Source organism: Binatus soli (SeqCode) (assembly GCF_050015535.1).
Lineage (GTDB): Bacteria > Desulfobacterota > Binatia > Binatales > Binataceae > Binatus > Binatus soli.
In genome coordinates, this window is the sequence record NZ_JBEKBF010000007.1 from 59032 (window position 1) to 74889 (window position 15858).

Here is a 15858-nt window from a genome sequence, read left to right on the forward strand (position 1 = left end):
AGAGTTGCTAAATTATCATCCAGCGACGCGGCCGGCAGCGCCGCCCGACATTGCCCGAGCCGCCGCGTGCCCCCGCTTTGTCCTCGAGCGTCTGCTGGATGAAAAGGGACTCGCGCACTAGCAGCGGTGCGCTAGGCGTTCTTGCCCTGCTTGCCCTCGATCCACTGGAACATCAGCGATTGGTAGTACTCGATGTTCTCGCCGAGCAGAAACACTTTGGGGATTCCCTCGATCTGCGCGTAGATTGCGGTATGGGTGGGGTTTTCATTGCCGAACGCGAGCTTGACCGGCTGCGGCTGGTCAGGCCCCTGGACGGTTATCACGGACTTCGGATGGTCGAGTCCGAACTGCGCTAGGTCGTTTGAATTCTCCGCGACCACTTCGACCGACTTCGCATTCATCAGCAGCGACACCATCGCGTCCATCAGGTCATGGGGGACGAATTTTCCCGGCGGCGCGACGAGTTCGTAGAGCTTGCCGTCCTTGGTCTTCTGAAAACGCAGCGATTCCGATCCGCTCGAAATGGCGATAGCGTCGATACCGCCGCCAAGCTTCAAGAGGCTCTCTTCTTTCTGCTCCAAGGCGGTCGCCGGCTTTATGCTCGGCTGAATCCAGAAATAGATCGGCAACAGGATGAAGAAAACGATCGTGTAGAAGATTGCGGGACGCGCGCTCACGCAAAAAACCTCCTGCGCACCATGACCGTGATTGCGATCAGGAACAGGATGGCCGGTTCGACGACCGATCCGAAAATCAGCATGTGACGCGCCTCTCGATCGCTGATATAGAAGGCGGCGGTTTCGTTTTTGTTGAGCCGTTCGCGGCTCGCGATCAGCATCTCATCGCCGGCCAGCTCATTGATCAGGCTCACCGCGAGGTCGCGATTGCCCAGCATCTCGATAAACTGGTTCGACGCGAAGGCCGAACTGCCGATCCCCACCAGCCGGGTCATCTGCGTTACCGGGATGTGCGGATTTGACGCCGGAGCGAAGTCAATTTCGGAGGCCACCGGAATCGGACCCTTGATATCGCGACCCGCCTGGTACTCGGTGATTCCGGTCGTCAATGCATTGGGATCGTTCGACGCCCAGCTCTCATGCGACGACGAGAGGAACTTGTCCTCTTGCGCGATCCTCAAGTCATTGGGCGCGCCGGCGCCGACCGCCCCGGTTATCATCACGCCGCGTCCCAAAGAGAAGACCGCCGGCGCGGCCATCGAGCGGCTCATCGGATTTTCTTCCGAGCGCAGCGGAATCTGGGTGGTGAGGATTTCGCCGGCGGTCAGGCGATACGCGGGATCGACGACGACCTGCGGAATAAAATCGAGGTAGTACTTTTTCAGGAACCCGGCCAGCGTCGGCGATCCATAGGGATCGATGATCGCGATGTAATGCCCGCCGTGACCCAGGTACGCGGCCAGCGCCGCCAATTCTTCGGGCAGGAAATCCTTGCGCGGCCCAAGCGACACGACCACCCTGGCGTCCTCGGGCACGCCGCTTGCGAACAGCGACACGTTATCGATCTGATAGTTGTTCTGTTCGAGCAGCCCGCGCCATTGCGAGTAGCCCAGGCTGCGATCGGAATCGAACAGGTCGCGCTCGCCGTGCCCAATGGTGAAATAGATGTGCTTGTTGGCCTCCGACGAGACTTGCAGGATCGCCGGAATCAGCTCGTCGGAGCGCGCGTTGTCGAAGTCGCGGCGCCGCCCCTGCGATTCCACGATCACCTCGCCGTAACTCGACACGCCGTACTCGCGCGCCAGCCCGGGCGCCTTGTTGACGTCGATCACCTGGTAGGTCAGGCGCGGGGTGAACGCGGCCGCCTGAAACAACAAATCCGCGAGTTCGAGGTAGGCGGGATCCTCGGTGCGCACAAACGCCATCACCTTGACGCCGTGCGTCAGTCCGCCGAGCACGCGCTTGTCGAAATCCGAGAGCGAAAATCGTTTCGACGGCGTCAGGTCCCATCGGATGTTACGGGTGGAAATTATCGCATTGGCGACGAACAGCACGGCGCCGAATGCGATCACGGTGTAAAACAGCACCGCGGAGTTAATCCAGATCGATCGGCGCGCGGCCGCGGGCGAATACTTTAGCGCCGGCCGGTCCACTTGCGCGCCTCCATCGAGCGCTGCGTGAGAAACAGAAAAAAGACGGTGAAAAAGATGAAGTAAGTAACGTGATCGAGATCGATCACGCCCTTGGCGAAGCCGCCGAACTGATCGAACAACGAGAACGCGCGCAGCAGTTCGAGCCACGAGTTGGTGAACGCCGCCTCGTTCCAGTTGAGAATCCAGAAGAACAGCAGCAGCGTGATCGTGCCCATCCCCGCCATCACCTGGCTCTCGCACAGCGACGAAATGAACACGCCGCACGCGATAAACGCGCATCCGAGCAGCAGCAGGCCCAGGTAGCCCGCGATGAGCGGGAACAGCGGAAACCAGTGGATGCTGTAAATGAAAACGGGGTAGAGCGTCGTCAGCACGAGCATCATGATGAAGATCGCGACCGACGCGAGGTACTTGCCGCCAAGTATTTCACCGTCGCGCAGCGGATAGGTGTAAAGCAATTCGATCGTGCCGAGCTTGCGCTCCTCGGCGAACAGCCGCATCGTAATGAACGGCAGCGTCAGCAGCAGGCATAGCCGGATATCGGAGAACAGCAACTGCCAGTAGTTCTGGATGATATCGCGGGCGAACGCGATCGTGACGAAGAAAACCAGGTCGGTGTACGCATAGTATCCCGCCAAAACCAGGAACACGCCCGACAGCACATAGACCAGGGGAAAGGCGAAGTACGAGCGCAATTCCTTGCGCGTCACCGCGAGCATCCTGCCCACTGAAAAGCCCGTCCCCGCGGCGCGGATCGCGGCGCGTCGCGACTCGGCGGCGGCGCCAGCGACTTCCAGCGTGCCCGCACGGTTAGACATCGACTACGACTACCTCAATGCACATTGAACTTCGCTTGCGGCGCACCTAAACCCGCTCCTCCCTGGTGACCAGCCGCATGAACAGATCCTCGAGACTGAGCGCCATCGGTTTGACTTCGAGCAGATTCCATCCGTGCTGCACGACGCAAGCGGCGAGCGCCGAGCGGACTTCTTCGCCGTGCCCGCTCGAGTACGCGACAAATGAGCACACGCCCGTCGTGCCGGCTTCGACCGGACGATCCTCGAGCCTTTGCACGAACCTGACGGCCGTCAATGCCTCGCGCACCGCCGGCGACGGACCGCCGACCGTGATCATCGTCTGGTCGCTTCCCTGCAGTTTCGCCGTCAGGTGCTCGGGCGTGTCCTGCGCGACGATTTGTCCGCGGTCGATAATCACGACGCGCCGGCACGTCATGTTGACCTCGGGCAGTATGTGCGTCGACAGCAGCACCGTCGAGTGCCCGGCCAGCGAACGTATCAGATCGCGGATTTCGACCACCTGGCGCGGATCGAGTCCGACCGTCGGCTCGTCGAGAATCAGCACCTCGGGATCGCTGAGGATTGCCTGCGCGATTCCGACGCGCTGCCGATAGCCTTTCGAGAGCTTGCCGATCAGCTTGCGCCGCACGTCCTTGAGCCCGCACGTATCGAGCGAATATTCAATTCGATCGCGCGTCGTCCCGGGATCGATCTCACGCACGCGCGCGCCGAACTCGAGCAGCGCATCGACGCTGAGATCGGGGTACAGCACCATGTTTTCCGGCAGGTAGCCGACGCGGCGGCGCGTTTCGAGCGAATGTTCCGCCACGTCGAGGCCGCCGATTAGCGCGCGTCCCGAGGTGGCCGGGAAAAATCCCGTCAGAACCCGCATGATCGTCGTCTTGCCCGAACCGTTGGGGCCCAGCAATCCGATGATCTCGCCCTTCTCGACCTTGAACGAAACGTCGTCTACGGCAAGCGTGGCGCCGAAATACTTGGTTAGCTCCTGGACCTCTATCATGCAAAAAAGCCTGCTTTGGCCGGTGTGCGAAATTCAGCGATCCCCACGTTCATCGGCGCCGGGTATCGTGCATAATTCTTAATGTAGTGCAAATGGCTCCCGACCAGAAGTGCGAACCACGGCATTTTAGGGACGGCCGGCCAGGGAAGTCAATTCAGTTTTTTCGCGTGCCGATCGGCTAATCTGTCTGATGCGCGCGCTTGCAAAATCGGCTCGTGACTCCTGAGGAAGGGTGCATAGATGGCACGATTGCTCATAGGCGGATTGATCGTCGCGATAGTCGCAGCTCTACTCTTCTTTCTCTATTCGAGCAGTTACCGCACGCGCATCGAGGAGCAGAGCCAGCAGGTCTCGCAACTCAACGCCGAGCTGCTCAAGCTTCAAAATGAAAACGAGCAGCTCAAAGCCGAGCTCACGAAAGTTCAGGGCGAGCAAAACATTCTCGCCGCACAGAACGAAGAGATGCGCAAGGCGATCGCGTCGTTCAAGGCCACCGGCAAGATGCCGGAGATTCCCCCGCCCCCCAAGTAGGCACGCGCGGTGCCCTCTCACTCCTCCTGCTTCTCCGCCTTCACCATGAAGCGCTGCCATTCCTGGAGAAACCCCAGCGCCCGCATATCCGGCATCCTGTCCAGGTAAACTTCGCCCTTCAGATGGTCGGTCTCATGCTGTATCACCCGCGCGTGGAAATCAGACGCGACAATTTCTTCCATCTCCGCATCGCGCCCGAGCGCCGTCACGCGGAGCTGCTTGAATCGCGGCACCCGCCCCCGAAGATCCGGCACGCTCAGGCATCCTTCCCACTCTTCGACCAATGTCCTGTCGAGAATCGTTACCACGGGGTTGATCAGCACCGTAAGCGGCACGTCCGGCATGTCGGGATAGCGCGGATGGTCGTGGACTTCGAGCACCGCCAGTTGAATCGGAAGATGTACCTGCGGAGCCGCGAGCCCGACGCCGTTGTACTCGTGCATCGTCTCGATCATGTCATCGATCAGCCGCTGAAACTCGCGGGTTTTGATCCGATCGGCCGGCACCGGACCGGATACGATTCTCAGCGACGGAAATCCGAGACGGGCAACTTTCAAAATCATCGCGCAACCTCACTTCGCCGTGCCGCCGAGCAAAAGACACGATTGTAGCAACGCCGTGCTGTCGCATAGATTATACCGGCGCTGGCAGCCGATGAATGACCTGCGGCCGCCACACTTCGGAGAGCCATGCGAGTTCAAGCCGGACAGATCGGCAGGAGTGAGACCGGGGCGGATGCGCCTGCGGCATTGCGCGCGGTAACTGTGATGCTCTGGATGAGCGCCGGCGCCACTGTGCTGTACTGGATGACTTTCTTCACCTCAGGCGCGGTGCAGACCAGCAGCGGGGCCGCCTACATTGCTTTCGAACGCGCGTTTCCGGCCGCCGATGCGTGGCTTGCGATCGCGGCGGCGGCCTGCGCGTTGATGCTTGCACGGCGGGACCCACGTGCGCTGTTGTGGGGACTGATCGCGGGCAGCTCGTTCGTTTACCTCGGGCTGCTCGACGTGCTCTACGACCTCGAAAACGGCAAGTATGCGTCGATTGACGGTGCGATGGCGGTCGAAGTGATGATCAATCTTTTCTCGCTGACCTTCGGGCCGTTCCTGATCATCTACGTGTGGCGCCATCGGTGGTGGCTCCTCAAAACCTGACCCGCGCGCGTCGATCAGGTTTCGAGAAGATTGAAGCGGATCGCGATGTCGCGCGATGCTGGTGACTCGCCGCCGCGTAGGACGGTTGCCGTCGGGGCAACTCGTTCGCGCAGTTGTTCGATTGCCCGTTGAGAACGATAGGTCTGAGCTAAGTCGATAGCCGCGCTCAGCAGAACAATCGCGCAGATGATTCCGGCATCTACCGTTCAAACGCAAAAGGTCGCCCGGCTGAGGCTCGCGGCCGGCTCCGAGCACCCAACGGCAACCCCCTACCATCCCCGCAGATCGATCGGCCATGTTTCGAGGATCTCTTCGCCGCGGACCAGATGCATCCGCTCGTGATAGGCGATTGTCGGATCGATATGGGCCGGCATGACGCGAATCCGGTCGCCCGGCTTCATCGGTGAAGAAGGCACGAAAGTGATGTGCTCGTCGGATACGAACAACACTTGATGACCGCCGTCGATCGACGGGTTGCCATGATCCATTCCAAGCGCCTTCAATCCGCAATCCCCTACCGCGTATGAGGATGAGACGGAGATGACCGTGGCCAGCACGGTAAGCCCCTGACGAAAGGGCAGACCCAGTTTGGCGTAAGTCGTATCCATCAGTACGTAGGAGCCGGCCTGGATTTCATTTGCCCAGACGTTGATGTCGTATGTCCCGGTACCGCCGGCCGAGATTATGTCGCCGCCCGCGGCCTGGTGACCTTGAAGCAGCAATCCCATTGCATCCGCAGTCAGCTTTTCACGAGTCGTTCGATCGTCGAGGCCCACAACGTGTCCTTCGTAGCCCATCACACCGCGGACTTTGAGACCTTTGCCGCGCGCCAGGTCCGCGAGCCGCCCCGCATCGCCAGGAGGGCAACCGCATCGCGGCAAGCCGACATTCACGTCGATGAGAACTTCCCTTATCCCGGCCTGCGCGGCGGCGAGAATAGTGGGCGCGGAATCGACCGCAACCGTGACGCGGGCCTTGACGGCCGCCAGGCGGCGCGCATCGAGCACTTCGTTGGCGAGCAGCAGATCGTCGCCGAGTCCGGCCGCCGCCATCCCTTCGATCTCGCGGATTGTGGCGCAGGTGAAGCTCTTATGGCCGGCGCGTGCCTGCATTTTGGCAAGAGCCGTACATTTGTGTGCCTTGACGTGCGGGCGCAGTCGCGGCCCCGGGACAGCGGCCGCCATGGTCTTGAGATTATGTTCGAGGGCGTCGGCATCTGCGAGCAGCGCCGGGGTCTGAATGTCGTGGATGTTCGTCATCCTTGCGGTTTAACAAATACGCTCATGAAAAGCGAAAAAGCTCGCGCCGCGATGAGGCGGCGGTTTCCGCGCTTCGCGGCGCCGGCGGCGATGACCTCGCCGATGCCGGACCAGATGGCCGCGCGGCGGCGGCTACGCCCTATTTCGAAGTTTTTTTATGGTCCCCGATCCGGCTTTTTCCGCGGGGAGAGGCCGGTCGCTTGCGCGGCGGCGGAAGCAGCGACCGCACTTGAAATCAGCGCTCCAAGCGCGATTGCCCGGATTGTCAATTTCAATCGCGGCATCGCTCGGAAAAATATTTTAATTTTGCAGCGCCGGGCCGTTCTTGAATTGCCTGCGGTCGTCCTCGTCGCCGTCCGCCGGGCGATGCTGGCAGCTTTCCGCGAGCCATCGCGTCGTAACCGTATCGGACAGCGCAACGCCGCTCGCATCAACCGCCCAGGTCCGGCTATTGATTGTGGTTTGATTGAACACCCTGGCGCAACTCCTGCAGGTAAAGGCGAGCCGCGAACCGCCTCCCGGAGCAATCGATTCTATCGTACGAATTTTCCAGTCGTGCGTTCTCCACGGCGTCAGCCCTTCATCGCGCATATCGTCTCCCGATTGAATTGTTCACTTTTCACTTTTTCACTTTTCATGGTTCAGCTCGGCCCCGACACTGTGACCCGGCTACGCGGCGCCATTGCCGGTGCTGCGCTTGGCAGGAGCGCGGCGCTTGCGTTCGCCGCGATATTTTTGAGCACCGGGTTCCTGGGGACGGTATGGATCGACGTGAATTTTGCGGCCCTCGAGTTCGGCGCCGCTGAAGAAGACGGCGGCGTTAATCGCGTCGTCAACTTCGATCATTTCCACGAAGCCGAATCCCCTGGATTTGCCGGTGAGCTTGTCGGTGATCACTAGCGCGCCGCCTACTCGGCCGATTTTGGAGAACAGCGCCCGCAGATCGTCGCGCGTGACTGACTCGGCGAGATTTCCTACATATATTCTGGGCACCGGGCCTCCTCGTGGACGTGCAAGCGTCTTTCGTCTCCCAGAACGGGAGCTCGAAGACAGTTGAAAAATTGACAAATTGCAGAGGCCGCGGGACTCGGAGTTTCCGCGACCCCTGAAAACGACTGAGCGGGCATCGCGTGCCCGCTCAGTCTCAGACTAATTTACCAGCGGCCGCCGCCACCGCCGCCGCGATTCTCACCGCCGCCGCGCCGGTTGCCGCCGCCACCGCCGCCGCCGCCGAAGCTCGACTCGCGGGGCTTGGCCTCGCTAACCTTGATGTTCCTGCCCTTCAGATCCGTATCATTCAGGGTCTGTATTGCCTTGGAAGCATCTTCCGCATTCGCCATCTCGACAAAGCCGAAGCCCTTCGATTGGCCGGAAAATTTATCCGTGATTACCGCCACACTCTGAACCTGGCCTGCTTGTGAAAACAGTTCTTCCAGATCGCTGTTCGACACCGAGTAGGCCAGATTGCCTACGTACAATTTACTGGGCATTTTTGCCCCTCCGTAAGTATTTGCCGGGAAGCTCTCGTACAGAAAACCCGGGCTAATTCCCGGGCTTAGAGAAAGGAACAATCCGAGCGTTTAGATAATTACCGTACGCTATTTGCGCGGACAAAGATAGGGGGGTCTAAACGCGTTGCCAGCACAATGTTAACGCCGGCGGCAGGAGGTCGATCCGGGTCCGACGATCCGAAGTTTTTTCTTGAATGATCCCAGCGGGAGTCGAACCCGCGTTCCCGACGTGAGAGGTGGTGGGAAAGGCGTCCGCGGGCGTCCAAATCAAACGAAACAGCGGGATTTTATTTCCGCCCGCGTACCCTTTATCCGCCCTTGTCCAAGCCCGTGGCTGTCAAATTGGCTGTCAAATACTTCGCGAAAGGCGCGGCCACGCACCCGCAGGCAATCTCCGCCGGCAGCCCCATAGCCGATTTTGATTTTGAAGACCGGTGGGTGGCTCACACAGAGTATCATGAAGGTGGCCTGACGTCCTGCTTGCGACCGATGTGCAGGCGGCGGCCCGTCAGGCGAATCCCGGTGTTTTCGTCGACCACCAGCGGGCGAACTTCGCGGCCCGTTTCATTGTCCACGAGAATCACCGGAGGACCGTTTTTGCCCCACAGCCAATCGCTACCCCATCGCCACATCGCGGCTAGCACGTCCCAGAACGCGCGGCCCTTGTCCGTCAGCCGGTATTCGTAGCGGGGCGGATGCTCTTCGTAAGAAACTTTCTTGAGAAGGCCTTCATCGACTAGTCGATCGAGCCGACGGGCGAGCACCGCGCGCGGAACTTTTAGCGCGCGCTGGAAATCCTCGAAGCGGCGGCGACCGGCAAATGCCTCGCGCATCACGAGCGGCGTCCACCAATCGCCAACCAGGTCCGTGGTGCGTGCGATGGGGCACGGCCACCGGTCGAAGCGAGTTCGCCGCATCAGGCAACCGCCTCGATTCGCGCCGGCACGTGCTTGTGAAAAGGGGTGCCCGCGAACCAGTCGCGGTCCTCGGTCACCGTAAGCTCATTAGGCGCCACCCCGTGCTGAAATTCCTGGCCTTCGCGGTCGGGGTACCACAGGCCGGTTCCGTTCGGCAGCGCGACATGACCAGGCAGCATTGTATCTGTCAGCACGACTACACTCTCGGCGCTCGCACGCTTCGTTATGATCCGTACGCGGCCACCGCTTTGGACTCCAAGTGCGGAGGCGTCCGCCGGGTTCATCCAGAGGGCGCCCGCTGGATCCTTCGGACGCCATTGCGGATCGCGGATGATGGTGTTCGCGGTAGAGGAGCGCCGCTGGCCTGCGGAGAGTACGAACGGGAACTCGGGGTCGCGGGACGGATGCTCGTTGCGAAGTAACTTAAGTTCGGGCATCAACTCGGGGATCGCAAGATCAATCCGCCCCCCGTGAATTCTCCGCCAGGTTTCCTCATACGGATCAATGCTGACGACCACTCCCGAGCGATTCTTCAACATCGCGTCGAACAAGGCGTTACCGAGCTCGCCACCTTCGCCGATGAAGCCTGCGCGGCGCAGCGACTCCGGATACCTGCGCGCGAAATTGTGCGCGATACCCCAGACCGACGCGGCATTTTCGTTTCCAGCTCCGAGCGTCGGGCCGAGGGTCTCATACAGAAGCACGGTCATCACCTCCGCCAAATGCGGCCGCTCTGAAACGACTCGCATCAATTCGCTCGCATAGGCGGCCATTCCTTTCGCTGCGGCCGCATGCAGAGGCGCCACGTCGTCATCGGTCATCGCGCCAATCGCGCGAACCAGCCTGCGATGAATTTCCCCTTCGGGAAGCGTTCCAGGCAGCGCATCGAGAATCGGGGCGCGGAGTGTGAACGTGTTCGCGTATTGCGTCTCAGCATGGGAAGCCGCCCCGAAGAAGGTGGCTTCCCATTTTTCGTATTGTGACGACGCGGGCAGGACATAGTGCGCCTCACGCGCGCTCTCGGTCATCGCAACATCAATGACGACGACGAATTCCAGCGCACGTAACGCTTCGCGCATCCGGGTGCTGTCGGCGACCGAGTGCGCGGGATTTTCGCTTTCAATCAGCATCGCGCGGAAACGCTTGGGATGGTCGGTCAGGATTTCATCAGGGATCACGTTGGCCGGGATCATCCCGCCGATGATGCGATGTCCGCCGACCGGACTGGCCACAGACGAGAGCGCGCCGCCGAACATCCCGGTCAAACTTGTCCCCGCATTCATGGCGCCGGGTTTCCCGATATTCCCGGTCACGGCGAAGAGAAGTTTCTCCAGGTAGGAGTTGAGCGTGCTGTGGAGCGACTGCTCGATGCCGAGGTCTTCGTAGACCGAAACACTCGAAGCCCGGGCGGTTCGGCGCGCCACGTCGCGAACTAATTCCTCGGTGACGCCTGCGCGCCCACAGTAGTCCGCGACCGGTACGTCGTTTAACGCTGCGAACAGTTCATCGCCATTTTGAGTGCGGCCTCGAATGAAGTCTTGATTGATCAGATCCTCTTGCACGAGGACCCCAAGAATCGCTGCGAGGCAGAAAGCGTCGGTCCCGGGACGTACCCGTAAATGGTAGTCCGCCATCTCCGCTGTCTCAGTGCGACGCGGATCGATCACAATAAGCGCACGGTTCGGGTCGGCCGCAATGTCGCGGAGGATCGGACGGGCGCGCTGAAAGCCATGCGACTGCCATGGGTTCTTGCCGACGAATACCGCGACCTCCGCCTGCTGGTAGCTGCCGCTGAGGCCCGTTCCAAAGAGCATATGGTCCACCCAAAACTCGCCAGTCTTTTCCTGGGCCAACGCGTTGGAGCTGAATACCGAGCCAAGGGCGCGCCGGGTCGATGTACCGTAGCTGCCGACGAGATGGTTTCCCTGGCCACCACCACCGTAATAGAAGATGCTGGGGCCGCTCCATCGATCGCGAACGCTAACGAAACCTGCGGCGACCTCGCAAATCGCGGTGTCCCAGTCGATCTCCTCAAACGTGCCATCGGGTCTGCGCCGCAGCGGCGATGTGAGCCGATCGCGTCCGTTCTGGTAGTAGTCGAGCCGCTGCGCTTTCTCGCAGGCGTACCCGTGCGACGCGACGTGTTCGCGATTTCCACGTACGCGAGTGATATGGCGCCCGTCGAGCTTCACTTCGACTCCACAGTTAACACTGCACAGGATGCACACGGTCTTTTGCCAGTCGTCGCTCATGGCGATTCTCCTAAGTTCATCTACCGAACTACATAGTTCAACAAGAGAATGAACTCTAATTCAGCGGGAGGCAATCGGAACTTAACAGAAGCGACAGGGTAGCATACTGAGCAGGGCTAAAACCTTGCAGAGGGAGGCCGTCTGGTCTACACGGCGAGTTGGAATCGGAGAGGCAAAACAAAAATCCCGGATGACTCGGTAGTGGGAGCGGAATATCCAATGGCGGACAAATACAAAGATTCTTCCCTGCAACTCGAGACGCGGATCGAAGACCTGCTGTCGCGAATGACGCTCGATGAGAAGATCGCCCAGTTGGGCGGAATGTTCAGTCGCTTCCTGCTCAAAGAAGGCGGCGAGATTGACGGCGATCGGGCGCGCGAGTTGCTGAAGAATGGCATCGCGCACATTTCGCGTCCCGCCGAACTGATGGGTCCAGCTGAATCGGCCCGCACCATGAATGCGATCCAGCGCGTGCTGGTCGAGCAGACCAGGCTCGGCATTCCCGCGATCTTCCATGAGGAGAGTTGCGCGGGCTATCAAGCGCAGGACGCATCGTGCTTTCCGATGCCGATGGGCCTAGCTGCCACTTTCGCCCCCGATCTGGTCGAGCGGATGGGCGCGGCGATTCGCCGCCAGATGACCGCCGTCGGCGCGCGCCACACGCTGGCCCCCGTAGCCGACGTCGCGCGCGACGCGCGATGGGGCCGCTGCGAGGAGACCTTCGGCGAGGATGTCTATCTCGTCTCGCGGATGGCCGTCGCATACGTGCGGGGCGTGCAGGGCGGCAATGTCGCGGCCGGCGTGATCTGCACCGGCAAGCACTATGCCGGCTACAGTCTTTCCGAGGGGGGACTCAACTGGGCGCCCTCGCATATCGGGTCGCGGGAATTGCTCGATACGTTCATTGTGCCATTTGCCGCAATGATCGGCGAAGCCAATTTGCGATCGATCATGAACGCGTACCAGGAAATCGATGGAATCCCGTGCGGCGCGTCCACCTATCTTCTCAACGATCTGCTTCGCGGCGGGCTCCGCTTCACCGGCACTGTGGTATCAGACTACTTCACGTTGCCTGCCCTGCACGGATACCACAACATCGCGGCGAGCCCCCGGGCGGCTGCGAAGCTCGGTCTCGAAGCTGGCCTCGATGTCGAGTTGCCGCAGCTTGACGTGTACGGCGCGCCGCTAAAGGAGGCCATCGCAGCCGGCGAAGTGCCGATGGAGCTGGTCGATCGCGCCGTCCGGCGCGTCTTGCGCGCCAAGTTCGAACTCGGCCTGTTTGAGAATCCGTACGTTGATGCCGCGGCGGCGCCGGCCATGTTTGACACCATCGATGATCGCGCGCTTGCGCGGGAACTCGCGGGCAAATCAATTGTGATGCTGAAAAACGAGCGCGGGCTTCTGCCGCTGCGCGCCAATCTCAAGCGTATCGCCCTGATTGGACCGACGGCCGATTCCAAGCGGCTCTTGCAAGGCGACTACCACTTCCCGAGCCATCAGGAGATTCTGTTTGGCCCGATTGCCGAGCGGCCGGCGCCACAGAAGTCGGCTCCGCCCGGATCCGGCCGCTTGGGCGCATCCGGAGAAATTAAGCCATTCTTGGAGGCGCCAAAGCGGCCTCTCGGCGATCGATTCCCGCGCATGGTGACGCCGCTTGAGGGCCTCCGCGCCGCTGTCGGTCCGCAGACCGAAATCCGCTCGACTTACGGCTGCAATGCTTTCGACGACGACCGTTCCGGCATCGCCGAAGCAGTGGAAATCGCCCGCTGGGCGGAAGTCGTCGTGCTGTGTGTTGGCGGAAAGTCGGGCCTGATAAGAGGATGCTCCAGTGGCGAGGCGACCGATCGCGCGACTCTAGGTCTGCCCGGGGTGCAGGAGGAGTTGGTCGCCGCTGTTGGCGCGGCCGGAAAGCCGATCGTCTTGGTGGTGATCGAGGGGCGCCCGCTCGCACTGACGAAGGCGGTTGAAAAGGCCGATTCCGCGCTTTTCGCCTTCCTTCCCGGCGAAGAAGGCGGGACTGCCATTGCCGATGTGTTGACGGGCCGCGTCAATCCCGCCGGACGCATCCCGGTTTCGCTGCCACGCGATCAAGGCCAGATGCCGCTGTATTACTCGCACAAGCCATCGGGCCAGCGCAGCCAGTTTTGGGGCGACTACGCCGACATGAGTTGCAAGCCGCTGTTCCCGTTCGGACATGGCCTTAGTTACTCAAGCTTCACCTATTCGGATGGGAGCCTTGATGCGACCGAGGTTCCGCCGGACGGCTGTTTGTCAATTTCGATCAGCGTCGCAAACGATGGGCCGAGCGACGGCGAAGAAGTTGTTCAGTTGTATCTGCGCGACGTGGCGGGCAGTGTGACCCGGCCGGTGAAAGAGCTAAAAGGATTCGCGCGGGTGCCGATACTCGCGGGCAAAAAGCGCCGGGTAGTGTTCACGCTCGACACGAGTCAGGCCGCGTTTCATGGCCGCGACATGGAATTTTCGGTCGAGCCGGGAGAGATGGAAATTCTCGTCGGCGCCTCTTCGGAGGACATTCGCTTCCGCGCCGGTTTTCGAATCGTGGGACCGCGCCGGCGGCTCGCGCTTCTCGACGTAAAGCCAACTACCGTCGCAATCTCATAAGGTCTGGGTCTCGCTTGCTAATCGGGAAAGATCGATAATCCCGATCATGACGGCCGCAACTGTACAGCACTTCCCGCAATCCAATGGCGCAACCGATCTCGGCGCGATCCTTGCCCGCCAGCGCGAGGCGTTTCTTCGCAACGGAGCGCCTTCGCTCGAAGCGCGGCGCGCGGACCTCGCCAAGCTCAAGCAAGCGATTAAGGAAAATACGGGACGGATCGCCGAGGTAATCTCGTCGGATTTCGGCAATCGCTCGACGCATGAGAGCCGGTTTGCCGAGATCTGGACTACGCTGGCAGGAATCCGCCATACCAGCAGTCATCTCGGCAAATGGATGAAGCCAAAGCGGGTTTCGGTCAGCCTGGAACTGATGCCGGGACAGGCGCGTATCATTTATCAGCCGGTCGGCGTCGTCGGCATCATCAGCCCGTGGAATTACCCGTTTCAGCTTTCGATTTTGCCGCTGATGGCGGCGATTGCCGCCGGCGATTGCGTGATGCTGAAGCCGTCGGAATTGACGCCGTGCACCTCGGCATTCCTGGCCGAGTTTCTTTCCGGTCTCTTTCCCGCCGATCAGGTCGCGGTGGTGCAAGGAGGGCCCGAGGTCGGCGAGGCGTTTTCGCGGCTGCCGTTCGATCATCTTTTCTATACCGGCTCGACCGCGGTGGGCCGCAATGTGATGCGCGCGGCCGCGGAGAACCTGACGCCGGTCACGCTGGAGCTTGGCGGCAAATCGCCGTGCATCGTCGGCGACGACGCATCGATGCCCGCCGCGGTTGAAAGCATCATCTTCGGCAAATTGATGAACGCCGGTCAGACGTGCGTCGCACCGGATTACGTTCTCGTGCCCAGGGCGCGGCGAGAGGAATTCGTCCGGCAGGCCGAGGCCGCGGTTCGCAAGTTCTATCCAAGCCTCAAGTCAAATCCCGACTACACCAGTATCGTCAACGAACGCCATTACCGCCGCCTCTCAAACTATATCGACGAGGCCAGGGCGAAAGGCGCCGCAGTCGTCGAAATTAATCCGGCTGGCGAGGCGCTGGAGCCGGGCGCGCGCAAGTTCACCCCGTCCCTTGTGCTCGATCCGGACGACGGGCTCGGCCTGATGCGCGACGAGATTTTCGGCCCGATCCTGCCGATCAAAAGCTACGACCGGCTTGAGGAAGCGATCGAGTACGTCAATCGCCGGCCGCGTCCGCTGGCGCTCTACTATTTCGGCCTCGACCCCAAGCAGCGCGATGAAGTTCTACAGAGGACGATTTCAGGCGGCGTGGGGGTCAACGAGACGCTGATGCATCTCGCGGTCGATGATTTGCCGTTCGGCGGCATCGGCGCCTCCGGCATCGGCGCCTATCACGGCGAGTTCGGCTTCCAGACCTTCTCGCACCGCAAGGGCGTGTTTTTGCAGAGCCGCTTCAACAGCGCGTGGATGCTGCGTCCGCCCTTCGGCAAACTCGCCGATTTCATGCTGAAGCTTTTGATGCTGCGGTAGCGCGCAGGGGCTAAACCGGCATATTCGCGTCGGCGTCGATCGTCACATCGTCGCGTTCGCCGCGCAGCAGGCGCTTATCGGAGACGATGAAGAAGCGCTGGGCGGAGCGCAAGAAGAAGGGGAAATAGCTTGTGGCTTCCAACAATTCCGCAAGCTGCGAAATGTACAAAGGTTAGACCCTTTTCAGAGTTT

The 15858-nt window shown here is 60.9% G+C and carries 16 protein-coding genes; 4 read left to right on the forward strand and 12 right to left on the reverse strand.

Annotation, left to right across the window (positions count from 1 at the left end; translation table 11 throughout):
* Nucleotides 1-131 precede the first annotated feature (131 nt).
* Genes ABR989_RS06970 through ABR989_RS06985 form a run of 4 tightly spaced genes read right to left on the reverse strand, consistent with a single transcriptional unit; the run spans nucleotide 132 to nucleotide 3928 of the window.
* Nucleotides 132-677, reverse strand: coding sequence for a DUF4340 domain-containing protein (locus ABR989_RS06970; protein WP_428126932.1), 546 nt, complete (start codon nucleotides 675-677; stop codon nucleotides 132-134).
* A complete protein-coding gene (locus ABR989_RS06975) occupies nucleotides 674-2110 on the reverse strand; it encodes a Gldg family protein (RefSeq protein WP_428126933.1) in 1437 nt (478 codons plus the stop codon). The genes ABR989_RS06970 and ABR989_RS06975 overlap by 4 nt, the downstream gene beginning before the upstream one ends.
* Entirely contained in the window at nucleotides 2092-2928 is an 837-nt protein-coding gene (locus ABR989_RS06980) for an ABC transporter permease (RefSeq protein ID WP_428126935.1), read from the reverse strand. Before ABR989_RS06980 ends, ABR989_RS06975 begins: the two co-directional genes overlap by 19 nt.
* Nucleotides 2929-2974: 46 nt before the next feature.
* Nucleotides 2975-3928 carry an ABC transporter ATP-binding protein gene (locus ABR989_RS06985; RefSeq protein WP_428126936.1) on the reverse strand — a complete coding sequence of 318 codons (954 nt, stop codon included), beginning with the start codon at nucleotides 3926-3928 and terminating at the stop codon, nucleotides 2975-2977.
* A gap of 240 nt (nucleotides 3929-4168) precedes the next feature.
* On the opposite strand from ABR989_RS06985, the gene ABR989_RS06990 reads away from it, so the two are divergent.
* Nucleotides 4169-4459 (forward strand): FtsB family cell division protein, encoded by a 291-nt coding sequence (locus ABR989_RS06990; RefSeq protein ID WP_428126939.1) that lies wholly within the window; start codon nucleotides 4169-4171, stop codon nucleotides 4457-4459.
* A 17-nt stretch (nucleotides 4460-4476) separates the two neighbouring features.
* Here the strand turns inward: ABR989_RS06990 and def are convergent, their stop codons facing one another.
* Nucleotides 4477-5022: a peptide deformylase gene (def, locus tag ABR989_RS06995; RefSeq protein WP_428126942.1), complete on the reverse strand. Its 546-nt coding sequence runs from the start codon at nucleotides 5020-5022 to the stop codon at nucleotides 4477-4479.
* 126 nt (nucleotides 5023-5148) lie between these two features.
* On the opposite strand from def, the gene ABR989_RS07000 reads away from it, so the two are divergent.
* Complete coding sequence (locus ABR989_RS07000) at nucleotides 5149-5613, forward strand: hypothetical protein (RefSeq protein WP_428126944.1); 465 nt, start codon at nucleotides 5149-5151, stop codon at nucleotides 5611-5613.
* A gap of 269 nt (nucleotides 5614-5882) precedes the next feature.
* Here the strand turns inward: ABR989_RS07000 and ABR989_RS07005 are convergent, their stop codons facing one another.
* The 6 genes from ABR989_RS07005 to ABR989_RS07030 form a co-directional block, all read right to left on the reverse strand.
* The gene (locus tag ABR989_RS07005) at nucleotides 5883-6872 is read right to left on the reverse strand and encodes an alanine racemase (RefSeq protein ID WP_428126947.1); all 990 of its coding nucleotides are present in this window, start codon (nucleotides 6870-6872) and stop codon (nucleotides 5883-5885) included.
* 300 nt (nucleotides 6873-7172) lie between these two features.
* Nucleotides 7173-7346 carry a hypothetical protein gene (locus tag ABR989_RS07010; RefSeq protein ID WP_428126948.1) on the reverse strand — a complete coding sequence of 58 codons (174 nt, stop codon included), beginning with the start codon at nucleotides 7344-7346 and terminating at the stop codon, nucleotides 7173-7175.
* 195 nt (nucleotides 7347-7541) lie between these two features.
* Complete coding sequence (locus ABR989_RS07015) at nucleotides 7542-7865, reverse strand: RNA recognition motif domain-containing protein (protein WP_428126950.1); 324 nt, start codon at nucleotides 7863-7865, stop codon at nucleotides 7542-7544.
* Between the two features lie 161 nt (nucleotides 7866-8026).
* Nucleotides 8027-8362: an RNA-binding regulator gene (gene rbp, locus ABR989_RS07020; protein WP_331961655.1), complete on the reverse strand. Its 336-nt coding sequence runs from the start codon at nucleotides 8360-8362 to the stop codon at nucleotides 8027-8029.
* A gap of 476 nt (nucleotides 8363-8838) precedes the next feature.
* Nucleotides 8839-9300 carry a winged helix-turn-helix transcriptional regulator gene (locus ABR989_RS07025; protein ID WP_428126953.1) on the reverse strand — a complete coding sequence of 154 codons (462 nt, stop codon included), beginning with the start codon at nucleotides 9298-9300 and terminating at the stop codon, nucleotides 8839-8841.
* The gene (locus tag ABR989_RS07030; protein WP_428126955.1) at nucleotides 9300-11552 is read right to left on the reverse strand and encodes a molybdopterin-dependent oxidoreductase; all 2253 of its coding nucleotides are present in this window, start codon (nucleotides 11550-11552) and stop codon (nucleotides 9300-9302) included. The genes ABR989_RS07025 and ABR989_RS07030 overlap by 1 nt, the downstream gene beginning before the upstream one ends.
* A gap of 219 nt (nucleotides 11553-11771) precedes the next feature.
* Here ABR989_RS07030 and ABR989_RS07035 point away from each other — a divergent pair, with 219 nt between their 5' ends.
* Nucleotides 11772-14174: a glycoside hydrolase family 3 N-terminal domain-containing protein gene (locus ABR989_RS07035; RefSeq protein WP_428126956.1), complete on the forward strand. Its 2403-nt coding sequence runs from the start codon at nucleotides 11772-11774 to the stop codon at nucleotides 14172-14174.
* 37 nt (nucleotides 14175-14211) lie between these two features.
* Nucleotides 14212-15666 carry a coniferyl aldehyde dehydrogenase gene (locus ABR989_RS07040; protein WP_428127148.1) on the forward strand — a complete coding sequence of 485 codons (1455 nt, stop codon included), beginning with the start codon at nucleotides 14212-14214 and terminating at the stop codon, nucleotides 15664-15666.
* Between the two features lie 10 nt (nucleotides 15667-15676).
* Here ABR989_RS07040 and ABR989_RS07045 read toward each other — a convergent pair whose 3' ends face one another.
* Nucleotides 15677-15835 (reverse strand): hypothetical protein, encoded by a 159-nt coding sequence (locus tag ABR989_RS07045; protein ID WP_428126958.1) that lies wholly within the window; start codon nucleotides 15833-15835, stop codon nucleotides 15677-15679.
* Nucleotides 15836-15858: the final 23 nt, after the last annotated feature.

Excerpts from the sequence above, each read along its gene's own strand:
- ABR989_RS06980 (WP_428126935.1), bottom strand. The coding sequence starts at position 2,928 with ATGTCTAACCGTGCGGGCACGCTGGAAGTCGCTGGCGCCGCCGCCGAG.
- ABR989_RS06985 (WP_428126936.1), bottom strand. The coding sequence starts at position 3,928 with ATGATAGAGGTCCAGGAGCTAACCAAGTATTTCGGCGCCACGCTTGCC.
- ABR989_RS06990 (WP_428126939.1), top strand. The coding sequence starts at position 4,169 with ATGGCACGATTGCTCATAGGCGGATTGATCGTCGCGATAGTCGCAGCT.
- def (WP_428126942.1), bottom strand. The coding sequence starts at position 5,022 with ATGATTTTGAAAGTTGCCCGTCTCGGATTTCCGTCGCTGAGAATCGTA.
- ABR989_RS07000 (WP_428126944.1), top strand. The coding sequence starts at position 5,149 with ATGCGAGTTCAAGCCGGACAGATCGGCAGGAGTGAGACCGGGGCGGAT.
- ABR989_RS07005 (WP_428126947.1), bottom strand. The coding sequence starts at position 6,872 with ATGACGAACATCCACGACATTCAGACCCCGGCGCTGCTCGCAGATGCC.
- rbp (WP_331961655.1), bottom strand. The coding sequence starts at position 8,362 with ATGCCCAGTAAATTGTACGTAGGCAATCTGGCCTACTCGGTGTCGAAC.
- ABR989_RS07025 (WP_428126953.1), bottom strand. The coding sequence starts at position 9,300 with ATGCGGCGAACTCGCTTCGACCGGTGGCCGTGCCCCATCGCACGCACC.
- ABR989_RS07030 (WP_428126955.1), bottom strand. The coding sequence starts at position 11,552 with ATGAGCGACGACTGGCAAAAGACCGTGTGCATCCTGTGCAGTGTTAAC.
- ABR989_RS07035 (WP_428126956.1), top strand. The coding sequence starts at position 11,772 with ATGGCGGACAAATACAAAGATTCTTCCCTGCAACTCGAGACGCGGATC.